Source organism: Pseudomonas sp. F3-2 (genome assembly GCF_038804275.1).
Classification (GTDB): Bacteria; Pseudomonadota; Gammaproteobacteria; order Pseudomonadales; family Pseudomonadaceae; genus Aquipseudomonas.
The window spans coordinates 5449443-5474991 of record NZ_CP152388.1 but is presented as its reverse complement, the minus strand read 5'-3'; the positions used below and the strand labels follow the sequence as shown (position 1 = coordinate 5474991).

13 protein-coding genes and 1 pseudogene are annotated in these 25549 nt (G+C 60.9%); 8 read left to right on the top strand and 6 right to left on the bottom strand.

The annotated features are described in order from the left end of the window. Positions 1-186: 186 nt before the first annotated feature. From msrA to aceE, 4 genes are all read right to left on the bottom strand, one after another. Positions 187-846 (bottom strand): peptide-methionine (S)-S-oxide reductase MsrA, encoded by a 660-nt coding sequence (gene msrA / locus AAGQ88_RS24470; protein WP_342653840.1) that lies wholly within the window; start codon positions 844-846, stop codon positions 187-189. 128 nt (positions 847-974) lie between these two features. Then, positions 975-3668: an EAL domain-containing protein gene (locus tag AAGQ88_RS24465; protein WP_285426722.1), complete on the bottom strand. Its 2694-nt coding sequence runs from the start codon at positions 3666-3668 to the stop codon at positions 975-977. Between the two features lie 420 nt (positions 3669-4088). After that, positions 4089-5750: a dihydrolipoyllysine-residue acetyltransferase gene (gene aceF / locus AAGQ88_RS24460; RefSeq protein ID WP_342653839.1), complete on the bottom strand. Its 1662-nt coding sequence runs from the start codon at positions 5748-5750 to the stop codon at positions 4089-4091. Between the two features lie 148 nt (positions 5751-5898). Next, positions 5899-8544, bottom strand: coding sequence for a pyruvate dehydrogenase (acetyl-transferring), homodimeric type (gene aceE, locus AAGQ88_RS24455; RefSeq protein ID WP_093465215.1), 2646 nt, complete (start codon positions 8542-8544; stop codon positions 5899-5901). Between the two features lie 385 nt (positions 8545-8929). On the opposite strand from aceE, the gene glnE reads away from it, so the two are divergent. The 8 genes from glnE (at position 8930) to AAGQ88_RS24415 (ending at position 19214) form a co-directional block, all read left to right on the top strand. Then, the gene (gene glnE / locus AAGQ88_RS24450; protein ID WP_342653838.1) at positions 8930-11881 is read left to right on the top strand and encodes a bifunctional [glutamate--ammonia ligase]-adenylyl-L-tyrosine phosphorylase/[glutamate--ammonia-ligase] adenylyltransferase; all 2952 of its coding nucleotides are present in this window, start codon (positions 8930-8932) and stop codon (positions 11879-11881) included. Between the two features lie 275 nt (positions 11882-12156). After that, positions 12157-13191 carry a lipopolysaccharide heptosyltransferase II gene (gene waaF, locus AAGQ88_RS24445; RefSeq protein WP_342653837.1) on the top strand — a complete coding sequence of 345 codons (1035 nt, stop codon included), beginning with the start codon at positions 12157-12159 and terminating at the stop codon, positions 13189-13191. A gap of 1 nt (position 13192) precedes the next feature. Further along, the gene (gene waaC / locus AAGQ88_RS24440) at positions 13193-14257 is read left to right on the top strand and encodes a lipopolysaccharide heptosyltransferase I (RefSeq protein ID WP_342653836.1); all 1065 of its coding nucleotides are present in this window, start codon (positions 13193-13195) and stop codon (positions 14255-14257) included. Then, positions 14257-15381, top strand: a complete 1125-nt coding sequence (locus tag AAGQ88_RS24435; RefSeq protein ID WP_285426728.1) for a glycosyltransferase family 4 protein — start codon at positions 14257-14259, stop codon at positions 15379-15381. Before waaC ends, AAGQ88_RS24435 begins: the two co-directional genes overlap by 1 nt. Next, a complete protein-coding gene (gene rfaP, locus AAGQ88_RS24430) occupies positions 15378-16184 on the top strand; it encodes a lipopolysaccharide core heptose(I) kinase RfaP (RefSeq protein WP_285426729.1) in 807 nt (268 codons plus the stop codon). Before AAGQ88_RS24435 ends, rfaP begins: the two co-directional genes overlap by 4 nt. Continuing rightward, complete coding sequence (locus AAGQ88_RS24425) at positions 16184-16918, top strand: lipopolysaccharide kinase InaA family protein (RefSeq protein WP_093465197.1); 735 nt, start codon at positions 16184-16186, stop codon at positions 16916-16918. Before rfaP ends, AAGQ88_RS24425 begins: the two co-directional genes overlap by 1 nt. Next, positions 16915-17670, top strand: a complete 756-nt coding sequence (locus tag AAGQ88_RS24420) for a lipopolysaccharide kinase InaA family protein (RefSeq protein ID WP_342653835.1) — start codon at positions 16915-16917, stop codon at positions 17668-17670. Before AAGQ88_RS24425 ends, AAGQ88_RS24420 begins: the two co-directional genes overlap by 4 nt. A gap of 92 nt (positions 17671-17762) precedes the next feature. Further along, positions 17763-19214, top strand: a complete 1452-nt coding sequence (locus tag AAGQ88_RS24415) for a lipopolysaccharide kinase InaA family protein (protein ID WP_342653834.1) — start codon at positions 17763-17765, stop codon at positions 19212-19214. 46 nt (positions 19215-19260) lie between these two features. Here AAGQ88_RS24415 and AAGQ88_RS24410 read toward each other — a convergent pair whose 3' ends face one another. Together AAGQ88_RS24410 and AAGQ88_RS24405 are read right to left on the bottom strand one after the other, a co-directional pair. Beyond that, a complete protein-coding gene (locus tag AAGQ88_RS24410) occupies positions 19261-25278 on the bottom strand; it encodes a membrane-targeted effector domain-containing toxin (protein ID WP_342653833.1) in 6018 nt (2005 codons plus the stop codon). 140 nt (positions 25279-25418) lie between these two features. Next, a pseudogene (locus AAGQ88_RS24405) lies at positions 25419-25499 on the bottom strand (NYN domain-containing protein); the annotation flags it as partial. Positions 25500-25549 lie beyond the last annotated feature (50 nt).

Genomic DNA, 25549 nt, shown 5'->3' with positions numbered 1-25549 from the left:
ATCTCCATGTCAGGTATTGATCAGCGTAGTCATGCCGTCGAAGTAGGATTAGATTCCTTCGCGATTGAATTGAACGTTCTAATTTCGAATAGGCAGGAGCTTTAAACTTTCAGTCTGCGGCGAAGCGCGACCCATTACCGCCATGGCAGACTGAAAGTTCTAAGCCTTTATCTGGCTTTCAGCGTTTCAAGGATTTAACGAAGCGGGCATGCAAACGCCCGTGCCGCCAATGCCGCAATAGCCCTGTGGATTCTTCGCCAGGTATTGCTGGTGGTACGCCTCGGCGAAGTACACGGTTGGGGCCTGGTCGATTTCTGTGGTGATGGTGCCGTGGCCGGCCTTGGTCAATTCAGCCTGAAACACCTCGGCGCTGGCCTTGGCTGCGGCCAGTTGCTCCGGGGTGGTGGCATAGATCACCGAGCGGTATTGCGTGCCGATGTCGTTGCCTTGGCGCATGCCCTGAGTTGGATTGTGCAGTTCCCAGAACATCGCCAGCAGCGCTTCGTAGCTGACTTTTTCCGGCTCGTACACCACTAATACGACTTCGCTGTGGCCGGTCAGGCCGGAGCAGACTTCTTCATAGGTCGGGTTGGGTGTGAAGCCGCCCGCGTAGCCGACGACCGTGCTGACCACGCCTTCACGTTGCCAGAAGCGACGCTCGGCGCCCCAGAAGCAGCCCAGGCCGAAAATCGCGAATTCGACGTTTTCGAAGAACGGTCCCAGCAGTGGACGGCCGTTGACGAAGTGGGTTTCTGGCAAAGCCATCGGGGTTTCACGGCCCGGCAAAGCCTGCTGGGCGGTAGGGAGTTCGTTTTTGTTCACAAGAATTTCCGAGCGCAAGACCATGAGGCAAATCCTCTCTGGGGGCAGGACAACCGACAGGGTTTGTCAGTGAATGGCAGATATGGGGTCAGTTTCAGCGGATACAATGCAGGGCGGCAAGTGTGCCGTACCACAAGTGCGTGGGGAAGGCCTCAGGCTGCAGGACCGCGTGGATAACGCCTGAGGGCGTTGATCAGGTCCTCACCTGGAATTGGCTTGTCGAACAGGTAGCCCTGACCCACATCGCAACGATGGCGACGCAGAAAGGCCAGCTGCTCGGCGGTTTCGATCCCTTCGGCGACCACCGTCAGCTTGAGGTTGTGCGCCATGGCGATCACCGCCGACGTGATTTCCATGTCGTCCTGATCATCCGGGATATCGCGGATGAAGCTACGATCGATCTTGATCACGTCGATGGGGAATTTCTTCAGGTAACTGAACGACGAATAGCCGGTGCCGAAGTCGTCCATCGCCAGGGTCAGGCCGAGGGTTTTCAACGACTCCAGTTGCAGGCGCGTGTCTTCGGTGGCCTCCAGCAGCAGGCCCTCGGTCAGCTCCAGTTCAAGCAGCGACGGATCGAGTTGCTCCTCGCGCAGAATGTTGGCGAGCGAGTCGACCAGCTCCGGGTCCGAAAACTGTTTGGGCGATACGTTGATGGCCACATGCAGTTTGCCGTAACCGGCGGCGGTCAGTTGCTTGCTCATGCGGCAGGACTGGCGCGCCACCCATTTGCCGATCGGAATGATCAGCCCGGTCTCTTCGGCCACGCTGATGAACTGGTCCGGACGGATCATGCCTTTCTCGGGATGATTCCAGCGCAGCAGCGCCTCCATGCCCAGAAGGCGACCTGTTCGCAGGCACAGCTTGGGCTGATAGAAGACCTCGAGTTCGTTCTGAGTCAGCGCGCGGCGCAGGTTGTTTTCGACGAACAGTTTGTAGCTGGCCTCGGCGTTCAGCGCCTCGGTGAACACTTGCACCTGGTGCTTGCCGTTGGCCTTGGCCTTGTGCAGCGCAAGGCCGGCGTTCTTCATCAGTGTCTGCGGGTCGCGGCCATGGATGGGCGCGCACGCAAGGCCAACCGAGCCGGTGACGCTGATCAACTGGTTGTCGACGAACATCGGCTTGTCCAGCGTTGTCAGCACCTGACTGGCAATGCGCTGGCCTTCCTCCGGGCCGGTATCGTCCAGCAGCACGGCGAACTCGTTACTGGCGAAGCGCGCCAGAATGCCGGTCGGGCTGAGGCTGTTGCGCAGACGCCGGGCCAGGCTGATCAGCAGTTTGTCACCGGTCTGGTGGCCGAGGCTGTCGTTGATGCGCTTGAAATTGTCGATGTCCACCAGCAGCAGGCTGATCGGCGTCTCCACGTCGCGCGCGAAGTGCTCGTCGAGCGTGCGAATGAACGCCGGGCGGTTGCCCAGATTGGTCAGGTTGTCGGTGTATGCCAGCCGCTCGATGCGCTGTTGCGAGAGCTTGGCCTGGGTGATGTCTTCGTAGATGCCGATGTAATGGGTCAGCTCGCGGTTATCGCCGTACACCTTGGAGATCGACAGCTGGCCCCAGTAGGGTTCGAGGTTCTTGCGCCGGCTCTTGAATTCGCCCTGCCAGCTATTGCCGCTCGCCAGGCTTGAATTGGCGTCGAGCAGCAGCGAACCGAGGTTTTCCAGTGCTGGCAGTTCCGACAAGCGATGCCCGTGGACTTCATCAGCGGTGTACTGGGTGATCTCGGTGAAGCTTGGGTTGACGTACTCCACGACGCCGTCGCAATTGACCAGCAGGAAGGCGTTCGCACTTTGCTCCACGGCGCGCTGAAACAGGTGCAGGGCGTTGGTGGCGGTGCGGCGGTTGTGGTTATTGATCGCCTGGGCAAACTGGTCGGCCAGCTCCCCAGCGAACGCAATTTCATCGGACTGCCAGTCCCGCGGCGTGCCGGTTTGCTCAAGGCACAACACGCCGACCACCTGGCCATCTATGCGGATACTGGCGTCGAGGATGGCGTTGATGTCACGAGGGCCCAGGCTCTGGGCCAGTTCGCGCGTGCGCGGGTCGAGCTGCACGTCGTTGGCATCGATGGCGCGACTGGTGTGCAAGGCTTCCAGATAGCTGGGGTAACAGCTGATGTCGATCGGCGCGGGCTTGTGGTACTGATCCGTTTCGCGCCGGTATTCGGCAATGGGTTCCAGCGTCTTGCCGTTGAGATTCCAGATCGCGGCGCGGTCGATGTCGTAAATCTCGCAGGCGCTTTTGGTGATCAGTTCGGCCGCTTCTTGCAACGAATTGTTGGAGCTGTAGCGATGGCGCGCCAGGCGCAGAATCAGGCTCTGTTGTGCGCGCACGCGCTCCAGATGCTGCAGCTGCTCGTGCTGAGCGCGCTGGTTCAGCTCCAAAGCGATTTGCAGGCGCGAATTCTGCACTTCCAGGTCCGGGCTAAAAGCCAGCTCGCTGGCGTCGAAGACTTCATCGACCACCATCAGGTAGCCGCGCAGCAAGTGCCGGTTATGTTGCTTATAGCCTTCGCCGATCTCGAGCAGGCCCAGAGGACCGCGCAGCGTGTGCAAGGTGTAGCGGATCAGATAATGGGTATTGCTCGCCAACTGCATCTGCACCGCGTCGTGCAGTTGATAGCGCGCTTCAGGCTCCATCAGGCTGGCGTAAGGCGAGCCGATCAGCGCGCACAGCTCCATCGCTGGCATGCTGAAGTGCTTTTCGCAGTTGGGGTCCAGATAAAGCATGGCCCAACTGGCTTCATTAAGCCGCTCGAAACGCAGCATGCCGAGCCGCGAGGGCACCGGCAGCTGCGTCACGACCTCGGCCGCCGGTCTTCCGGCAGCATCAGGTTGGCTTTTCATGAAGGAACTCGCTTTAAGAGTACGGTCGCGCATGGGCAAGGAGCCCATCGTTAAATCGCGTGTCGCAAGGTTGCATCATGGCGAACGGGCTGACAAGTGAGCGCGATGGCTTAGTGCTATAAATCTGTCGGCAAAACCGGGATTAACTGAAGGTTGTTGGTCGGATTTGTCGGAATGGGGCGGTAAGTGGTTGTTATTAGTGTCTGGACGGGTCCCGCGCAGGTACTTGGGTCTTCGAAGGTTCTGCAACGGGTACCCGGCAGATTGCAGGCAGCCGCGCTCCAACGGCCAAGGGAGAGCGTCAACCCCATAAAACATCCGCCCAAAAAAAGCCCCGCCAGATAAGCGGGGTTGAGGTACGAGCGTGGCAGCTCGAAAAACTGCGAAGGCCCGCTCAATGAAGAGCGGGCCTTTTGAGGCTTACAGCAGGATCGTGCGGATATCCGCCAGCACTTCGCCCAGACGCTTGGTGAAGCGCGCAGCAGCGGCGCCGTTGATCACGCGGTGATCGTAGGACAGCGACAGTGGCAGCATCAGGCGCGGCTGGAATCCCTTGCCGTCCCAGACCGGTTGCATGGTGGCCTTGGACACGCCCAGGATCGCGACTTCCGGCGCGTTGACGATCGGCGTGAAGCCGGTGCCGCCAATGTGACCCAGGCTTGAGATGGTGAAGCAGGCGCCCTGCATGTCGTTGGCCGACAGCTTTTTGGAGCGCGCTTTTTCAGCCAGCTCGGCAGCTTCCGCAGCCAGTTGCAGCAGGCTCTTCTGGTCGACGTTCTTGATCACAGGGACCAGCAGGCCGTCCGGAGTATCCACCGCGAACCCGATGTGGAAGTACTTCTTGCGAATGACCGCTTTCCCGCTTGGCGCCAGCGAGCTGTTGAAGTCCGGCAGTTCCTTGAGCAGGTGCGCGATGGACTTGAGCAGCAGTGGCAGCACGGTCAGTTTCACGCCGGCCTTTTCAGCGACGGCTTTCTGCGCAACGCGGAAAGCTTCCAGGTCGGTGATGTCGGCCTGATCGAACTGAGTCACGTGCGGGATGTTCAGCCAGCTGCGGTGCAGACCGGTCGCGCCCAGTTGCATCAGGCGGGTCATCGGCACTTCTTCGATTTCGCCGAAACGGCTGAAATCGACTTCCGGAATCGGTGGGATGCCCATGCCGCCGGCAGCGCCGCCAGCGGCTGGCGCGTCCTTGGACTTGGTCATGATCGATTTGACGTAAGCCTGCACGTCTTCTTTCAGCACGCGACCATGCGGGCCGGTGGCCGTCACGGCGCTGAGCTCGACGCCGAATTCACGCGCCAGCTGACGAACAGCCGGACCTGCATGAACCTTGGCACCGCTGGCTGCAGGTGCAGCAGCCGGAGCAGGAGCGGCTTCAGTTTTTGCAGCTGGAGCGGCGGCTGGAGCGGCGGCCGGGGCGGCAGCAGGGGCTTCAGCCTTGGCCGGAGCCGGTGCTGCTGCCGGAGCAGGAGCGGCGGCCGGCGCAGCGCCAGCGACCTTCAGTTTCAGGATCAGGTCGCCAGTGCCGACTTCATCTTCGACCTTGACGCTGATGCTCTCGACAACGCCTGCCGCTGGAGACGGAATCTCCATCGATGCTTTGTCGGATTCCAGGGTGATCAGGGACTGGTCAGCCTCGATGCTGTCACCGACCTTGACCATCAGCTCGATGATGCGAGCCTTGCCCGACGAACCGATGTCCGGAACGTGGATGTCCTGAACAGCCGCTTCGGCGGCTGGAGCTGGCGCAGCAGGGGCAGCGGCTTCAGCCGGTTTTTCAGCAGCAGGTGCAGCCGGAGCAGGCGCAGCGGCAGCCGGTTCAGCAGCCGGTGCGGCGGCAGCTTCGCCTTCTGCTTCCAGTTCGAACAGCTCGTCGCCTTCTTTCAGGCGGTCGCCCAGCTTGACCTTCATGGCCTTGATGACGCCGGCCTTGGGAGCCGGGATTTCCATGCTCGCCTTGTCAGACTCCAGCGTCAGAACGCTCTGGTCCGCTTCGATGCGATCACCGACCTTCACGAACAACTCAATGACTTCACCTTCACCGTTGCCGATGTCGGGTACGCGAATTAGCTCACTCACAATGTCTCTCCTCAGGAGAACCTGTTCCTCGACTGCGCTGTTCCAGTTGCGACGAAACAGCCTGAATGCTCATTTACCGAAGTAAATTCCGCATCGCCGGCTGTTCCGCGCAATCTGTCAGCGCTCTATACGATCTTTACGCAGACGCTCAGCAGTCCAGCGGGTTGCGTTTTTCAGGGTCGATGCCGAACTTGGCAATGGCTTCGGCCACGACCTTCGGTTCGATATCGCCGCGATCGGCCAAGGCTTCCAGGGCGGCCAGCACAACGAAGTGACGGTCGACTTCGAAGAAGTTACGCAGCTTCTTGCGGCTGTCGGAACGGCCGAAACCGTCGGTGCCCAAGACTTTGTATTCCTTGGTCGGAACCCACTGACGGATCTGGTCAGCGAAGAGCTTCATGTAGTCGGTCGAAGCGATCACCGGACCTTTACGGCCGTTGAGGCATTCTTCAACGTAGCTCAGTTGTGGCTTCTGGCCGGGCTTCAGGCGGTTGCTGCGCTCTACGGCCAGGCCGTCGCGACGCAGTTCGTTGAAGCTGGTAACGCTCCAGACATCGGCACCGACGTTGAACTGCTCGCGCAGGATCTTCGCCGCTTCGCGTACTTCGCGCAGGATAGTGCCCGAACCCAGGAGCTGCACGTGGTGCGCCGCTTCCTTGGTGTCTTCTTCGAGCAGGTACATGCCCTTGACGATGCCTTCTTCGGAACCGGCCGGCATGGCTGGCTGGACGTAGGATTCGTTCATCACGGTCAGGTAGTAAAAGACGTCCTGCTGTTCTTCGAACATCTTCTTCATGCCGTCCTGAATGATCACCGCCAGCTCGTAGCCGTAGGTCGGATCGTAGGTGCGGCAGTTCGGGATGGTCGAAGCCAGGATGTGGCTGTGACCGTCTTCGTGCTGCAGACCTTCACCGTTCAGGGTGGTACGACCGGCGGTGCCGCCGACCAGGAAGCCACGGGTGCGGCTGTCGCCTGCGGCCCATGCCAGGTCGCCGATACGCTGGAAACCGAACATCGAATAGAAGATGTAGAACGGAATCATCGGCTGGTTGTGGCTGCTGTACGAAGTACCTGCAGCGATGAAGGAGGACATCGCGCCTGCTTCGTTGATGCCTTCTTCGAGGATCTGACCTTTCTTGTCCTCGCGGTAGAACATCACTTGTTCTTTGTCGACCGGCTCGTACAGCTGGCCTACGGAAGAGTAGATGCCCAACTGACGGAACATGCCTTCCATACCGAAGGTACGGGCTTCGTCCGGGATGATCGGAACGATGCGCTGACCCACTTCCTTGTCCTTGACCAGCTGCGTCAGGATGCGCACGAAGGCCATGGTGGTGGAGATTTCGCGGTCGCCGGTGCCGTCAAGGATGGCCTTGAGAGTTTCCAGCGGCGGCGTCGGCAGGCTGAAGCTCTCGGCGCGACGCTGTGGTACGAAGCCGCCCAGCGCAGCACGACGCTCGCTCAGGTAACGGGCTTCGGCGCTGCCTTCTTCCGGTTTGAAGAATGGCAGGGATTCCAGCTGATCGTCTTTGACCGGGATGTCGAAGCGGTCGCGGAAGTGACGCAGGCTATCCACGTCGACTTTCTTGGTGTTGTGCGCAGTGTTCTTCGCTTCACCGGCGCCGGTGCCATAACCCTTGATGGTCTTGGCCAGAACCACGGTCGGCTGACCCTTGTGGTTAACCGCCTGATGATAAGCCGCGTAAACCTTGTACGGGTCGTGGCCGCCACGGTTGAGTTTCCAGATTTCGTCGTCGGACATGTCCGCAACCATCGCCTTGAGTTCTGGCGTGTTGAAGAAGTGCTCACGTACGAAAGCGCCGTCTTTGGCCTTGTAGTTCTGGTACTCGCCGTCGATGACTTCGTCCATGCGACGTTGCAGGATACCGTCGACGTCCTTGGCCAGCAGTGGGTCCCAGAAACGGCCCCAGATGACTTTGGTCACGTTCCACTGGGCGCCACGGAAAACGCCTTCCAGTTCCTGGATGATCTTGGCGTTGCCGCGCACCGGGCCGTCGAGGCGCTGCAGGTTGCAGTTGACCACGAAGATCAGGTTGTCCAGCTTCTCGCGACCGGCCAGGGCGATGGCGCCCAGGGATTCCGGCTCGTCGGTCTCGCCGTCGCCCAGGAAGCACCAGACTTTCTGCTTGCCTTCCGGGATATAACCGCGGTGCTCCAGGTACTTCATGAAGCGCGCCTGATAGATCGCCTGGATCGGACCCAGACCCATCGAAACGGTCGGGAACTGCCAGAAGTCTTTCATGAGCCACGGGTGTGGATAAGAAGACAGGCCGTTGCCATCGACTTCCTGACGGAAGTTGGTCATTTGCTCTTCGGAAATACGGCCTTCCATGAACGCACGGGCGTAGACGCCTGGCGATGCGTGACCCTGGAAGTAGATCAGGTCGCCGCCGTGTTCGTCGGTCGGGGCCTGGAAGAAATAGTTGAAGCCGATGTCGTACAGGGTTGCACTGGAAGCGAAGCTGGAGATGTGACCGCCCAGATCCGGATCGCCGATGTTGGTTTTCACAACCATTGCCAGGGCGTTCCAACGTACCAACGAGCGAATGCGGCGTTCCATGAACAGGTCGCCAGGCATGCGTGCTTCGTGGGTAACAGGAATGGTGTTGCGATAAGGCGTAGTGATGGCGTAAGGCAGCTGCGAACCACTTCTTGTGGCCAGCTCACCCATACGGGTCATCAGGTAATGAGCACGGTCTTCGCCTTCTTTGTCGAGAACCGATTCCAGGGCGTCCAGCCATTCCTGGGTTTCGACGGGATCGAGGTCTTGCATGGCTTGCTCCAGGGCGGAAAGGCTTCCAGAATCGGTTGCCTGAGTTTGTTGCGACTGGCCTTGTGGGCAGACGACGTAAAAATTCTTGGATGACCGGAGTGGTACCCGGCGTTGTGTAGTTTTACTACAAATCTTCGGCTAATTCAGCTTTTTGACTTGTATATACAGTAGTAAAACTACAGCTTAGCGATGTTTTCGCTCGCGTTGCTGTGTCAGATAAAACGGTAATTCTGGTTAAAAGATCAAATGAAAAACCTTAAAACCAATGCTGGCAGTCAAAGAAAACTAATCGCCAGCAATTTTTAACCTTTGTTCGACAGTCCTGTCAGCGACAGGTGTGGCTACCGGGGCAGGTAGTCTTTCGAACGCCGATCTAGGATAGACCATGAGCCTACCCTCGCTGGCTGAGTTGCCGGCCATCCTGCTGCCGTTGGTCACTCGTGCACAACAGTCGTTCCGCGCATCGCTCGACGCACTGACGGACGTCGACAAGGCTAGGTTCGACACTTGGCCGCACGCTCGACTGGCGGCGTTCGACCGCGTCTGCAGCGCCAGTGATTTCGTGGCCGAGCATGTGGCCCGCGATCCACTGATGCTCCTCGAACTGGCCGAATCCGGCGAGCTGGAGCGCAGTTTTGGCGCTGGCGAATTACACGGCCAGATTGCGCGAGCGGTCGTTGAAGCGACCACCGACGATGAACTGGGGCGTAATCTACGTCGTCAACGCACGCGCCAGCAAGTGCGAATTATCTGGCGTGACCTGACCAGGCAGGCCGATCTTGTCGAAACCTGCCGCGACCTTTCCGACATGGCCGATGGCAGCATCGACCTTGCCTATCGATGGCTTTATGAGCGTCATTGCCAGCAATTCGGCACGCCGACCGGCCGTCGGACAGGCGAGCCGCAACAGATGGTCATCCTCGGCATGGGCAAGCTGGGCGCCGTGGAGCTGAATCTTTCTTCGGACATCGATCTGATCTTCGCCTATCCCGAAGGCGGCGAGACGCAAGGCGTGAAGCGGGCGCTGGATAACCAGGAGTTTTTCATCCGGCTCGGCCAGCGGCTGATCAAGGCGCTGGACCCGGTGACGGTGGATGGCTTTGTGTTTCGCGTTGACATGCGCCTGCGTCCGTATGGCTCCTCCGGCGCGCTGGTGCTGAGCTTCAACGCGCTGGAGCAGTATTACCAGGATCAGGGCCGTGACTGGGAACGCTACGCGATGATCAAGGCGCGGGTGGTCGGCGGCGATCGGGCCAAGGGTGACGAGCTGCTGGAAATGCTGCGCCCGTTCGTCTATCGGCGTTATCTGGACTTCTCCGCGATCGAAGCGCTGCGCACCATGAAGCAGCTGATTCAGCAGGAGGTCCGGCGCAAAGGCATGGCCGAGAACATCAAGCTGGGCTCGGGCGGCATTCGCGAAGTCGAATTCATCGCGCAGGCCTTTCAGTTGATCCATGGCGGGCGCGACCTCAGCCTGCAGCAGCGGCCGTTGCTCAAGGTGCTGCGTACGCTCGAAGGGCAAGGCTACTTGCCCGCGACGGTGATTGACGAACTGCGCCAGGGTTATGAGTTTCTGCGTTACACCGAGCACGCCATCCAGGCGATCGCCGACCGTCAGACCCAGATGTTGCCCGATGGCGCGCAGGATCAGGCGCGTATCGCGTTCATCATGGGCTTTGCCGACTGGAACAGCTTTCACGAAAAGCTCATGTATTGGCGTGGCCGGGTCGACTGGCATTTCCGTCAGGTCATCGCCGACCCGGATGAGGAAGAAGGTCAGCCAGAAGGTGGCGAGGAGATCGTCGGAGGTGAGTGGCTGCCTTTGTGGGAAGAGTCCCAGAACGAGGAAAGCGCCTGCCGCCAATTGCAGGAAGGCGGGTTCGCGGACGCGGAAAAGGCCTTGAAGCACCTCAACAATCTGCGCAACAGCTCCCAATTACGCTCGATGCAGCGGCTGGGACGCGAACGCCTGGACGCCTTCATTCCTCGCCTGCTGGCGCAAGCGGTCGAGCACGACAATCCTGATCTGATCCTTGAGCGGGTCCTGCCGCTGGTCGAAGCCGTGGCGCGGCGTTCGGCCTATCTGGTCTTGCTGACTGAAAACCCTGGCGCGTTACGCCGTCTGCTCACGCTGTGTGCAGCCAGCCCGTGGATTGCCGAGCAGATTGCGCGTTTCCCGCTGCTGCTCGATGAATTGCTCAATGAAGGCCGTCTGTTCAGCCCGCCGCAGGCTCCGGAACTGGCCGCCGAGCTGCGCGAGCGTTTGACGCGTATTCCCGAGGACGACCTCGAACAGCAGATGGAGGCGCTGCGGCATTTCAAGCTCGCGCACCGGTTGCGCGTGGCCGCCTCGGAGATCACCGGCAGCCTGCCGCTTATGAAGGTCAGCGATTACCTGACCTGGCTGGCCGAGGCGATCCTGGAGCAGGTGCTGGCGCTGGCATGGCGTCACACGGTTGCCCGGCACGGCGCGCCGCGTCGGCCTGATGGCAGCGTGTGCGATCCGGGTTTCGTGATCGTCGGTTATGGGAAAGTCGGCGGCATCGAATTGGGCCATGGTTCGGATCTGGACCTGGTGTTCATTCATGATGGCGACCCGCAGGCCGAAACTGACGGTCCCAAACCCATCGACGGCGCGCAGTTCTTTACCCGGTTGGGGCAGCGGATCATTCACTTGATCACGACGCAGACCAACTCCGGCCAGCTGTATGAGGTGGACATGCGCTTGCGGCCTTCCGGTGCCGCCGGGCTGCTGGTCAGCTCGCTCGGCGCGTTTTCCCGTTATCAGGAGAACGAGGCCTGGACCTGGGAGCATCAGGCGCTGGTCCGCGCGCGGGTGCTGGTCGGCAGTGCCGATGTGGGTCGCGGGTTCCAGGCTGTGCGTGCCGCCGTACTGGGGCGCGAGCGCGATCTGGACAAGTTGCGCCAGGAGGTCAGCGAGATGCGCGCTAAAATGCGCGACAACCTCGGGACTCGGGCCACTGCGGCGGGCAAGGGGCCAAATGCCTTCGAAGCCACGGCCTCCTTCGATCTCAAGCAGGACGCCGGTGGTATCGTCGATATCGAATTTATGGTGCAATACGCGGCCCTGGCGTGGTCCAGAGAGCATCCCGCACTGCTTCGCTACACCGATAACATCCGGATTCTCGAGGGCCTGGAAGAGGCGGGTCTGATGCCTGCCGCCGATGCCAGCCTGCTGCGCGAGGTGTATAAAGCCTACCGCTCAGCGGCCCATCGACAGGCTCTGCAGAAGGATGCGGGCGTTGTCTCCGGCGATCAGTTTGCCGCCGAGCGGCGCGAAGTGATGCGGATCTGGGCGCAGTTGGGGTTGAGTTAAGGCATGAAGGATTCTTCACTGAATCCTGGGGCCTCATCGCGAGCGAGCTCACTCCTACAGAGATTGAATATCCCCTGTAGACGCGCGATTGTTCCTGCAGTGGTCAATTACCCCTGCAGGAGTGAGCTTGCTCGCGATGACATCAGTGAAAGCGCTGCAAGGTCTGGATGTAATGGACCTATATAAAGCTATGACAGGGAGGCGTCAGGCTGTGTGGAAGCGTCACGCAGTCTGATGAGCCTCCCTGCTCGTTTCTGGTCGTTTTTGGATTGAGCATGAGAATTCTGATCGTAGGGCCCAGCTGGGTCGGTGACATGGTGATGGCGCAAACGCTGTTCCAGTGCCTGAAACAGCGTCACCCGCAATGCCAAATCGATGTATTGGCGCCCGAGTGGAGCCGGCCGATCCTTGAGCGCATGCCAGAGGTACGCACGGCCTTGAGCTTTCCGCTCGGCCATGGTGCGCTGGAGCTGGCGACCCGTCGCCGTATCGGTAAATCCCTCAAAGGCCAGTACGACCAGGCGATCCTGCTGCCGAACTCGTTGAAATCGGCACTCGTGCCGTTCTTCGCGGGCATCCCGAAGCGCACCGGCTGGCGTGGCGAGTTCCGCTATGGCCTGCTCAACGATGTGCGCACGCTGGATAAGCAGAAATACCCGCTGATGATCGAGCGCTTCATGGCGCTGGCCTACGACAAGGACGCCGAGCTGCCGCGTCCGTACCCAAAACCCGCTTTGCGCATCGAGCCCGCCAGTCGTGATGCCGCGCTGGCCAAGTTCGGCCTGGCGCTGGATCGTCCCGTGCTCGCACTGTGTCCGGGCGCGGAGTTCGGCGAATCCAAGCGCTGGCCATCCGAGCATTACGCCAGTGTCGCCGAAGCGAAGATTCGTGAGGGCTGGCAAGTGTGGCTGTTCGGCTCGAAGAACGACCACGCGGTCGGCGAGAGCATTCGGGAGCGGTTGATTCCGGGGCTGCGCGAGGAATCGACCAACCTCAGCGGCGGCACTTCTCTGGCCGAGGCCATCGACTTGCTGTCCTGCGCCGACGGCGTGGTGTCCAACGATTCGGGCCTGATGCATGTCGCCGCTGCACTGAATCGGCCCCTCGTTGCCGTCTATGGCTCGACATCACCGGGCTTCACCCCGCCGCTGGCCGATCAGGTCGAAATCGTTCAGTTGGGCATCGAATGCAGCCCGTGCTTCGAGCGCACCTGTCGTTTCGGTCACTACAACTGCTTGCGCCTGCTGGAGCCCGAATCGGTGATTCAAGCCCTCGGTCGCCTGGGCGGCACGCCGGTCGAGGTCGCCTGACTTGCGGGTACTGCTGATCAAAACCTCGTCGCTGGGTGATGTGATCCATACATTGCCTGCCCTGACCGACGCTGCCCGCGCACTGCCTGGCATCCAGTTCGACTGGGTGGTGGAAGAGGGTTTTTCCGAAATTCCGACGTGGCATCCGGCTGTCTCCACGGTGATCCCGGTGGCGATTCGGCGGTGGCGTAAAAACCTTTGGCAGACCCTGAAAACGGGCGAGTGGCGTCAGTTCAAGCAGCGTCTGCGCGAGACCCGGTACGATCTGGTGATCGACGCCCAGGGCTTGTTGAAGAGCGCCTGGCTGACGCGCTACGTCAAGGCGCCGATCGCCGGGCTGGACAAACATTCTGCGCGTGAGCCACTGGCCGCGCGCTTCTACGACCGGCCGTATCCCGTGGCCCGTGGTCAGCATGCAGTCGAGCGTTTGCGTCAGTTGTTCGCTCAGGCGTTGGGCTATGACGTCCCGGCAGGACTCGGTGACTACGGGCTGGATCGCAGCCGTCTGCTCGATGCCGATGGTGGCGCGCCTTACGTGCTGTTCCTGCATGGCACCACCTGGGTGACCAAGCATTGGCCAGAGGTGTATTGGCGCCAGCTTGCCGAGCGCATGATCGGTCAAGGGCTCGAAGTGCATCTGCCTTGGGGCAACCCTGCGGAAAAGGCGCGCGCCGAGCGCATCGCCGTTGGCCTTGATAAAGCGCACGTCCTGCCCAAACTGAATCTGGCGGGCGTTGCCAGAGTGCTGGCTGGCGCTCAGGGCTGCGTTGCCGTCGACACCGGGCTGGGTCATCTGGCCGCTGCGCTGGATGTGCCGACGTTGTCGCTGTTCGGCCCGACCAACCCCGGCCTGACCGGCGCTTATGGCAAATCGCAGGTTCACCTCGCGGGCGATTACCCGGCCTGCGCGCCGTGCCTGCAAAAGAAATGCACTTATCAACCGACGCCTGAAGACAAGCGTCAGTTCGATACCGAACGCGAGTGGCCGATGTGCTTCACTCGCCTGAATCCCGAGCGAGTAGCGAGCCAGTTGGGTTCGCTGTTGCTGGCAAAGGAACATCCCTGATGCAACTGGCATTCGTGCTTTATAAATACTTTCCTTTCGGCGGCCTGCAGCGCGACTTCATGCGCATCGCGCTGGAGTGTCAGCAGCGCGGCCATTCGATCCGCGTCTACACGCTGATCTGGGAAGGTGACGTGCCTCCTGGCTTCGAAGTGCTGGTGGCGCCGGTCAAGGCGATCTTCAACCACCGTCGTAACGAAAAACTGACCGACTGGATGAATGCCGACCTGGCCAGGCGTCCCGTGGATCGTCTGATCGGCTTCAACAAAATGCCTGGGCTGGACGTGTACTACGCCGCCGACGGTTGCTATGAGGACAAAGCGCAGAACCTGCGCCACGGCCTGTACAAGTACTGGGGCCGTTATCGCCATTTCGCCGACTACGAGCGCGCCGTGTTCGCCAAGGATGCGAAAACCGAAGTGCTGATGATTTCCGAAGTCCAGCAGCCGCTGTTCATCAAGCACTACGACACCCCGCTCGAACGGTTTCATCTGTTGCCGCCCGGGATTTCTCAGGATCGCCGCGCGCCCGCCAATGCTGCCCAGATCCGTGCCGAGTTTCGTCGCGAATTCAATCTGGCCGATGACGACTTGCTGTTGGTGCAGATCGGCTCGGGCTTCAAGACCAAAGGCGTCGATCGCAGCCTCAAGGCGCTCGCGGCGCTGCCCCCGGAACTGAAAAAACGCACGCGACTGTTTGTAATCGGGCAGGACGACCCCAAAGTATTCCAGCTGCAAAGCACGGCGCTCGGGTTGAGCGACAACGTCACCTTCATGAAGGGGCGCAGCGACATCCCGCGTTTCCTGTTGGGGGCGGACCTGCTCATTCATCCGGCTTACAACGAGAACACCGGCACTGTGCTGCTTGAAGCGCTGGTGGCCGGCCTGCCGGTGCTGGTCAGCGCGGTGTGTGGTTATGCTCACTACATCGCTGAGGCCGACAGCGGCCTGGTACTCGACGAACCGCTGGAGCAAAGCCAGCTCAATCAGTACCTGGCCCGCATGCTCAAGGACGATGCCGCGCGCAGCACCTGGAGCCGGAACGGGCTGGCATTCGCCGACACGGCTGATCTTTACAGCATGCCGCAGCACGCTGCGGATGTGATTCTGGCGGAGCACCACGGATGAAACTGATCCTTGCTGAACCCTTCAAGAGCCTGTGGGCCGGACGCGATGCGTTCGAGGCCGTCGAGGCGCTGCAGGGCCAGGTCTATCGCGAGCTCGAAGGCCGGCGCACGCTGCGCACGGAAGTCGACGGGCGCGGTTATTTCGTCAAAATCCATCGCGGCATTGGCTGGGGCGAAGTGGCGAAGAATCTTCTGTCGGCCAAGTTGCCGGTGCTCGGCGCCGGCCAGGAATGGCAGGCGATCAACCGTTTGCATGAAGTCGGCGTACCCACCATGACGTCCGTGGCCTATGGCGAGCGCGGCAACAATCCTGCCGCGCAGCATTCGTTCATCATCACCGAGGAGCTGGCGCCGACCGAAAGCCTGGAAGACGTCAGCATCAACTGGCGCAACCAGCCGCCAGAGCCGCGGATGAAGCGCGCCTACATTGCCGAAGTTGCGCGGCTGGTCGGCATGATGCATCGCGCCGGCGTCAATCATCGCGACTGCTACATCTGCCATTTCCTGCTGCACACCGACAAGCCGGTCACGCCCGAAGACTTCAAACTGTCGGTCATCGACCTGCACCGTGCCCAGACCCGCTCTGCAATCCCGATGCGCTGGCGCAACAAGGATCTGGCGGCGCTGTATTTTTCAGCGATGGATATCGGCCTGACGCGCCGCGACAAACTGCGCTTTCTCAAGGGCTACTTTCAGCAGCCGCTGCGCAGGATTCTGGCCGAAGAGTCTGCGCTGCTCAGCTGGCTGGAGGGCAAGGCCGAGAAGCTGTATCAGCGCAAACTGCGCTATGGGGATGCGCTCTGATGGCGGGCTGGAATCTTGAATCCGCCTACGCTGAGCTGGCTGACGATTTCGGCACGCTGGACGCCGTATTCGCCCTCAAAGGCGAGCGCCTGACCCGTGATCCGCTGTCGGAAGTGATCCGGGTGGAGCGCAACGGCGTGAACTACTACGTCAAACGCTATGTGGCGGCAGGCAAGGGCTTGCGCCGTTACCTGGGCCGACCACGGGTCAAGTCCGAGTGGCAGAACCTCAAGCGTTTCGCGAAATGGGGCATTCCGACCGCCGAGGTCGTGGCCTGGGGACTGGAGCGTAATGGCGCCGCTTATGATCGCGGCGCGTTGATCACCCGCGAGCTGCCGCGCACCGAGGATCTGTCCGATCTGGCCAAACACAAGGATCTTCGCCTGCATGACCGCGCCTGGGTCGACGCCATCAGCCGGCAGGTCGCGCGTTATACCCGGACCATGCACGACCACCACTTCACCCACAATGACCTGAAGTGGCGCAATCTGCTGGTGGATGATCAATCGACCGTATTCCTGATCGACTGCCCCAACGGCGCGTTCTGGGTCAGCTTCATGTTGCGTTATCGCATCACCAAGGATCTGGCCTGCCTGGACAAGGTCGCCAAATATCACCTTTCCGCGACTCAGCGTCTGCGCTTTTATCTGCAGTATCGCGGGCGCGAACGCTTGAACGATTCGGACAAGAAGCGCATCCGTCATATCGTCGGTTTTTTCGAGGGGCGTGAATGAGTGTTTTCATCGCAGACGCCGACCGAGGCTTGCTCGAGCGTCATGGTCTGGCTGATTTCGATTCGCTGTGGGATGTCGAACTCGATGCCGTGGACGAGCCCAATACCGGACGCGGCGGCTGGAGCAGCGTGTTCCGGCTGGAGCTGGAAGGCTCCGGTTACTACCTCAAGCGTCAGAGCAATTACTTGACGCGCACGCTGCATCACCCGCTGGGCGAGCCTTCGTTCTCCCGCGAGTTTCGCAATATCAGCCTGTATCAGAAGCTCGGCATCCCGGCGCTGCGCGCCGTGTTCTACGGCGAGAAGAAGGTCGACGGCGAGCGCCGCGCGATCCTGATGACCCGCGCGCTGGACGGCTGGACCGATCTCGATACTTTGCTGCAGCAGTGGAACGACCTGACCGCGACCCAGCGCCTGGCGATTCTGCAGGCGTGTGGCACGCTGGCCCGTACGCTGCATCAGGCGGGTCAGGTGCATGGCTGTTTTTACCCCAAACATATTTTCCTCAAGGCCCGTGGCGGCGCCTATCTGGCGCAGTTGATCGATCTCGAGAAAACCCGCAAGTCGATCTTCGGCCAGCGTGATCGGGTCAAGGACATCGAGCCATTGCTGCGTCGGGCGCCGGTCTGGAATGAGGCCGAGATCCGCGAAATGCTGTCCGCCTACCTTCAGGCCCCCGGCGACAGCGGACTGGTGGATGCATGGTGGCAGCGGCTGGCGAAACGAGGCAGTCATAAGCGCAGCGGCCGGTAAGCAGGATTTGGATTGGCATGCAGGTCTGTGACAGTGAGCTGCGTGCCTGATGGGCCACTGATTAGGGTTCGAGCTGATGAAAGAGGGCGCCGATGCGTTTGTCTGAACTGAAAAACGCCGGTCGCACGCCAGCGCTGCCAATGAGCATTGCGCTGGCCGACGCTGCGGGTCCGGCCGAATTGCAGCTGTTGAGCCTGCTGCGCGTGCTGCCGGGGCAGCGTTATGTGGGCGCGGGAATCTGGCGGGGCCGGCCGGTGCTGGCCAAATTGCTGGTCGGCCCGAAGGCGCCCCGGCATTTTCAGCGCGAGCGCGCCGGTGTCCAGTTGCTCGCTGCTCAGGGCCTGACCACCCCGTTGCTGCTCGCCGACGGGCTCGAGGACGGCGAGGGCGGCTGGCTGCTGTTCGAGTTTCTCGATCAGGCTCAGAGCCTGGGCGAGGCTTGGAAGGCGGTGGAGTATCTGCCAGCGCTGGCTGATGAACAGCAAGCCGTGCTGGGTGACGCGTTAGCCGCCGTCGGCCAGATGCACGCCAAGGGGCTTTGGCAGGAAGACCTTCACCTGGACAACCTGCTGCGTCAGGACGGCAAGCTGTACTTGATCGACGGCGCGGGTATTCGTGTGGAGGAGGCCGGCAAGCCATTGTCCCGGCAGAAAGTGCTGGAAAACCTCGGCGTGTTCTTCGCCCAGCTGCCTAAATCGCTGGAACCCTTCACTGAAGAATTGCTGGTCTACTACCTGCTGAGCAACGGCGAGCACGGTCTGCCGGTCGAGGCCCTGCAGAAGCAGATCGACAAAGTGCGCAGCTGGCGGCTGAAAGATTATCTGACCAAGATCGGCCGGGAATGCAGCCTCTTCGCCGTTAAAGACGGGCCGTTTGCCTTGCGCGCAATCCGTCGCGAGGAAGAAGCCGCGATGCTGCCGGTGCTCGACAACGCTGATGCGCTGATCGACAGCGGTCATCTGTACAAGACCGGTGGCGCGGCCAGCGTGGCAAAAGCCGACGTCGGGGGGCGAGCGCTGGTGATCAAGCGTTACAACATCAAGAATTTCGCGCACTGGCTCAAGCGGTTCTGGCGCCCCAGCCGTGCCTGGCATTCATGGCGTGAAGGCAATCGCCTGATGTTTCTCGGCATCGCAACGCCCAGGCCGCTCGCGCTGCTGGAGCAGCGGTTCTTCTGGCTGCGGCGCAAAGCGTATCTGATAACCGAGCACCTGCCGGGCCCCGACATCATCGAGCGGTTTGCGCCCTACGTGGCTAATGCAGATGCTCCCGAAAGTGAGTTGCAGGCGCTGGACACGCTGTTTGCACAGCTGATTCGTGAACGCATCAGCCACGGCGATCTGAAGGGACATAACGTGTTCTGGCAGCAGGATCGATGGGCGTTGATCGATCTGGACGCCATGTGTCAGCACGGCTCCCAGAGTGCATTCGCCGCTGCGTTCGCCAGGGATCGCGCGCGTTTCATGCGCAACTGGCCCGCCGACAGTGCGCTGCACCAATTGCTGGAACAGCGTATTCCCACCGTCTCGAAAACGCTCGAATAAGCCTGAGGGCGCGACTCACCGCAGGGTGAATCGCGCCCGTTCACGCTCAGGCCACGTGTTTGAGTTTCATCTGCACGAGTGCGTCAGTCAGCGACGCGAGGTCATCGAAGGGCTTGAGATGCACCTGAGGCCATGCGTCTCGCTCGATGTAAAACCTGCCTTCGCCATTGAGTCGCACAGGCGTTCGCTTGAGCGTTCTGTCCCGAGAGCGATGGATGATCACCGGTCGCGCCGAATCGCTCTGTTCCAGCAAAAACATGCCGGGATTATAGAGGCGGTCGCCGACCGGAATCGCCAGTTGCGCGCGGGGCCGAAGCTCGATTTCAACCCTGAAATCGTTCTTGAGAAACACCTGCCCGCTCGCGATACCCTGACTCACTTCCTCGCCCGGATCGAGCATGATGCCGCGGCCTTTGCCTGGCGCCACGTCCATCACACGCACACCGATGGCGCGCTCCAGCTCGGCAATGCCGGGCACGCTGTTCTTGAAGGTGTTGGCGTGGGAATTGCCGACCAGCGCTATCCATTTGTGCGCCCCGATGACGCTTTGATGTTTGCGGATCGTGCGCGAGGCGAAATAGCTGAATACCTGCTGGCGCGTCGAGTCGGACGTCGTCGGCAGATTGCGAATGAAGTAGGACGCCGCGCAATCGATCGCACGCACCTCGACACCGTGGCGTCGGGCTTGCAGCAACAAGTTCTCGAAGGTATAGACGCCCTCCTTGTCGGTGCGGAAGCCCTTGTCCATGGCCTTGATGTCATGCAGCAGGGTCTTGCTCATCAAGCCTGTTTCGGCGAACAGATCGAGGTCAGCCTGATGCAGGTCCGTCAGCAGATGCTCCATGTAGAGCGTCTTCACGTTTTGCTTTGACAGATACTCCAGGTTGTCGAGGATCAGGCGCTTGCTCGCAATCGCAGCATGGGATTCGCCAATGACAACGCCAGAAGTATTTTCGTACAGCTCTTCCAGAAACATGCTGATCGGCGTGTCAGCCTTGATGTCCGGCATGGCCACGCGAGTGGGCACCTCGGCGGACAGCAGTTCGCGGGCGCTTTTTTGCAGCGAGGCGCCCAGTTCGAAGAACGTCTTGCGAACTTCTGCCAGCTCGGTTTCCGGAAAGAAGTAATTCGGGTTCAGGCCCCGATGCCGGAAGTAGGCGAGCTCATGAAAGACCGGTCGCATCGCTACGGGTAACTGATAGCTGTCATCGATCAGCGATATCTGAATGGCGTTGAGTGCCGGGTTCTTCGGCCATTGGGAAGCCTGCGCTCGCGCCCAGTAGCCGTCGGCATGCCACTGGAAACCGTGTTCACCGGCGTAGAGATTGGCCGCCAGCTTGCGCTGCGAGACGAAGGATTTGCGCTGCGGGTCCAGACCCCATTCCAGAGGTGAGCGGCGCTCCAGCAAGTTGTACAGCGCATCATCCAGCGCAGTCGAAGGCTCTGCTGCCGTTGCGCTCGTGCCTGCCGTCGGCGTGGCGTGGGCGCATGGGATTTCTACCCGGAAATCGCCTCGGGTCTGTGCCGCGCCGAGGGCATCATCGGTGTCGCGGGCAATCAGTTGAGCCTGGCCCTGCGGCACCTCGACGACACGAAGACTGATCACCCCCTGCAATTCACTGATGCCCGGCTGGTGCTGCCAGTCGTTGGCGATCCGATGGTCGAGCAGGGCAATCCAGCGGCGTTGAGGCTGAGCCTGAACGTCGTCGCTGATGACCTTGTTGCCGAAAAACGCTGACATCTTGTGCTGCGCGAGCGGGTCGCCCAGTGCCGCGCTCACCTCGTTGTCGGCGAAGTCATAGCTGACTGAGGAGCTGAACGGCTTGACCTCAATGCCGTGCCGATGGGCGGCCTTGATCACGTGGTAGTAATCGTATTTGTCGCTGCGGCTCTTCAGCGCGCCGTCGTTGACGGTGTCCAGATAGTGTTTGAGCTGATGCGAACCGCTGCGGGTCTTGCTCCCCAGCGCTTTGTATTTCTGTAGCTTGTGCACGTGCTGATCAGTCTGCAAATGCTCCAGATAAAGCACCTCGATTTTCTGCTCGGCAAGCAGCGGCATGTTGTCGATCAGCAACTGTTTGCTGGCGATCAGCGTCGGCGCCTCGCCGATGACCAGACCATTGGCGTCCTTGAACGCCGCCTTCAGGAATGCTTCGACGGAGGTTTCGCTCTCCAGTTGAGGCAGCTCTGGCTTGGTCTTCAGAGCAGGATGTTCGAAGAACGCCGCTGCGTCGCGGTACAGGTTTTGACGCAGCGTGGAGTAGGTTTCGCGTCCGGCCAGGAAAATGTCGTCGAACATGAAACGAAGATGGCCAGTGCTGTCGCTGTAGCTCTCGGCCTGTCGGACGCTGACGATGCCAAACACGTAAGGCTGCAGGCCTTCGGGCATCTCGTAGTCGCTCAGGCTGTTCGCGGCAGTGGTCGGTCCTGCGGCGGTCTCGTCAAGCGACTGATAGACGGGCAGGACCCCGCCGCGCAACTTCAATGGTTCGAGGGTTTCCCACAGACCCTGCTCATTGCGTCGTACCGGCTGCCTGCCGAAAAAGGCGAACGGATTGCCCGGATCCACGATCTGCCAGATACGCATGCTGGCGTCGTACTGGACCTGAAAAATCTGGTCGTGCATCGTGATGTAACACTTGCCGCGCAGCATCGTCACGCCCTGTGCATGGGCAGCATCCAGGGGCGTGCCTTCGGCCAGCGAGATGCTTACGACGTAAGCGGGGTTCGCGCTGTCTTGCTGCAAGGCTTTCCAGACTCCACTGATGTCGGTTTCGGCGAAATGACCGGTGGGCTGCAAGGTGTCCGGCATCAATGCATGCGTGCGGTACAGCGGTACGTGACGACGGGTTTCAGACGCTGCCGCCCAGAACACTTCATCCTGCACGATCACCGGTGTGAGAGGGCCTTCGGTTTTAACGCCCGGCAGGCTGGATGTGGGGACAGATTGATCGCTGCGTGCGACCCTTTTCAGCACGCCGCCGAGGCCCTTCATTCCCGAATACAGATCGCCCGCCGAACCTGCTGTATTCAGCCATGCGCTGAGGACATACAGACTTGCGGCTTCATGGTCGCGCTCATGCAACGCTGCCAATGCGCGGTAGCTGTCGACACCGGCCATGACCATGCCGACTGCGAAGCTCGCCGGCGGAAAGGGCAGGGTCAGCACGATTGCGACCATCTCCACGCTGCTCCAGATCAGCCGGGCGAGCATGTCGGCGCGGCCGGTAGTCGTGGCCTGTGCGTCGGCGATCTTGCGTTCGATAATGTGGTTGAAGCACACATCGTGCAGATCGGTGAGAGGCCGATCCGCGAAGGCGGGCGCCATGCCTTTGCCCTTCTTCAGGTCGGCCAGTGCGAACGCCAGTGAACGCCCGGCGCCAGCACGACCGCGCTTGAGGTAGTAGTCGCCCATGCCGTCGCGCAGCAAGGTGTTGCTGAACGATTCGAGTGGGCGAAACGCGTATCCGTCAGGCGCCTGCGGTGTGTAAAGCAAGGCCTGCGACGCTGCGTCCGGGCCTTCAGGGCGCAGCAAATAACAGCCATGCAGGATTTCGACCTTCACGGCAACCGCCAGCACATCGACTTTCAGTTGCAGCGGATAAACCGGGAAACGGGCGCGCAGGACCGGGTCCGTTGCATGCAGCTGTTCGAGAGTACGGCTCAGCCATTGATGCTGCCCGGCATCGATCTGCCCTTTGAGCAGGCTGCGCAATGCATCGGCGCTCATCTGCAATTGCGTCAGGAGCAGGCTCTGACGTCTGCGCCAGGCATAGCCTTCGCTTTGAGGATCGAGCAGTTGGCTGCGGACTTTCTCAACGTATTTGTCGAGCACCCATTGACCGTGCACAGAGCGAGCGACTTTGCTCGGGGTCAGCTTGCTCAGGTCCAGGCCGGCAGGGCCAGTGAACGATGCCGTGGTATCGGCGGTTGCCGTGAGCAGGCTCAGGCTGTCGTCATAGCCGTCACGCAGCATGCGCGTATAGCTCAGGGTTTCTCGCGGTGAGGTGATGATGATCTGATCGGGATCGACAGCACCGTCGGGCAGCCCCAGCAGTTCGTTGATCTTGCGTGAAGCATGGCTGTGCACGAACGCCTCGAAATCCGGCACGTGAGTGTGGGGCTGTGCTTCGTAGCGTGAGCGCACGGCAACGAGCGCATCCTCCAGCGCTACCAGTTGCTGACGCTGTTCCTTCGAGGCGTTCAAGTACCAATCGGGCGTGTGCTGACGTTGCTCGGCCAGCTTCATTTGTATGTGCGCCGACACCAGCCCGCGCAGGCCTGCGTCATAATCGGGACAGGTCGAGTAGCTGACGAAGTTCTCCGGTGGTGCCGGGAGCTCAGCCAACCGTTGCAATTGGGTTACCAGCGCGGCCTGATGCGTGGGCGCGACGTGGGCCACGAGAAACTCGCTCAATTGCGTGCTGCGACTCCAGCTCACCAGTTCATTGAGCAGCTGGCGTTCACTGGTGAAGTGTTGAAAGCGCTGAGCACGCGGAATGTCCGCCGCGTACAGCATCAGACTGTCGAGCTCGCCCGCGTCGTTGAGCGTGCGCAGCACCAGAACGCCGCCCAGCGTATCGCGCCCGTTGAGCACCAGTCGCTGGATCGTGACGTTGTGATTTTTCGGCGCCGTGGTCGCCGGATTCAAGGACTCGATCAGCGCATACCCGTCTGGCGAAAGATGCCCCTGAAGCGCCGCAGCATAGCCGTGGGTCAACAGTTGACGATGCATGACCTCGCGCATCTGTCGCTGAGTCGTTTCCGAGCCGTAGATCTGCCGTTGCGCCTGGCCAAACGCGCTGCGCAGATCCAGTTCGTCGATGAGCTTGGCCAGATACGCGAGTGTCAAACGCTCGTGAGCCGACGTGAGCGGGCGGCCGTTCAGCGTGACCTGCGTGTCAGTCAGAAAGCTCGACCCCGCCAACGAGTCGCCGGGGTGCAAGCCGATCAGCCCGAGCTGGGTCAGCGAGCGGCTGTTGGTGTAGGTCTGCGCCACGCCGGGCAGCGGGCGCTGGGTCGACAAGCGCAACTGGTCAGGATCGACGTCATGACCCAGGTCGTTGGCGATGCGTGCGCGCAGGTGGCTGCGGGCGTACTGCTCTGGCGAAGCCGCGTCGCCCATCACGCTGGTCAGCACGCTGATCGCCTGGCCGGTTTCCTCCAGCGCGCGGGCATAGTGCTGACGCTCCTGCACCGTTGCCATCTTCAGCCAGTCAGGCCACTTCTGGCGTTCACTGCGCAGCCAGAGGCGATGATCGATCGCAACGATCATGCCGTCAGGCCCCCAGGATTTCGGCATGCGCATCAGGGCATCCAGACGCGAGGCGAAAGCTTCGGTGCCCGCGACGCTCGTTGCGAACAGCTCGTTGATGTCGCCGTGCTGCTTGTCCAGCAGGCGGTCGAAGGCGTAGTCGAAGGCCGAGCCCTTGATGCGTGTCAGCCGCCAGTCCGAGGCAGTCCAGTTTTCCAGGAAGAGGTCACCCTCAGCCTGAATGCCCGACCAGGCGTCGCGAGTGCTTTCCGGCAGCGTGCGCAGCAAAGGCAGGCGCAGAACGGGATGGTTGATGCGTCGGGTTAGCTCGTCCGTCATCGCCTGTTTTGAAGTGAAGCCTTCACCGCTTTGCCCCGGCAAGGACAGCAACGTCTGGCCGTTCTCTGCGGTGGAGATGATCGCGCCGGCGATCTCGATCCAGCGCCCATCGTCGATCTGCAACTGCAACGAGCTGAATTCGACGCGCGCTTGCTCGTCAGCCCCCGGCAGGCAGCGTTGATAATCGGCGTGCAACTCGCCTTCCTCGATGCTCAATGACACATCGTCGCGCAGGGCCAGTTCGAGCCCCGTCACAAATAATTCACGTCGCGAAATGTCCCGGGCACTGGCCTGGCTCCAGAACTGCGCGATGCGCGCGTGCAGATGTTCGACCTGCTCCGTTGGCGTCATCCCGATCTGGTCATCCGTACTGATACTGGCCGCAGGCAGATGATCGAGCTCGGCTTCAAGTACCCTGGCCAGCGTCGTCAGACGATCGAGCGCGGGCGGGTTAAGTGTCTGTGTTTCCATGGCGTGTTGCGTTCCTGTCATGAACTCCGCGAAGGGTCGCAGAGCCGGGCGCCGGGCCCGTCGATTCGTTGAGCTTCGAATCAATCAGAACGCTGATGGGGTGAGGTGCTATATAGTTATCGCGTGGCTTGAACGGAGTGCAGGTCGAGCCATTTATAAGGCGTACCGCGTAGCATTCCGTAATAAAGGTTATATCCGTCAACAAAGCAGGCCGTGCGCATTTTTCCATCCTTGGGAAACGAAAAAACCGGCTGGCTGGCCGGTTTTTTCA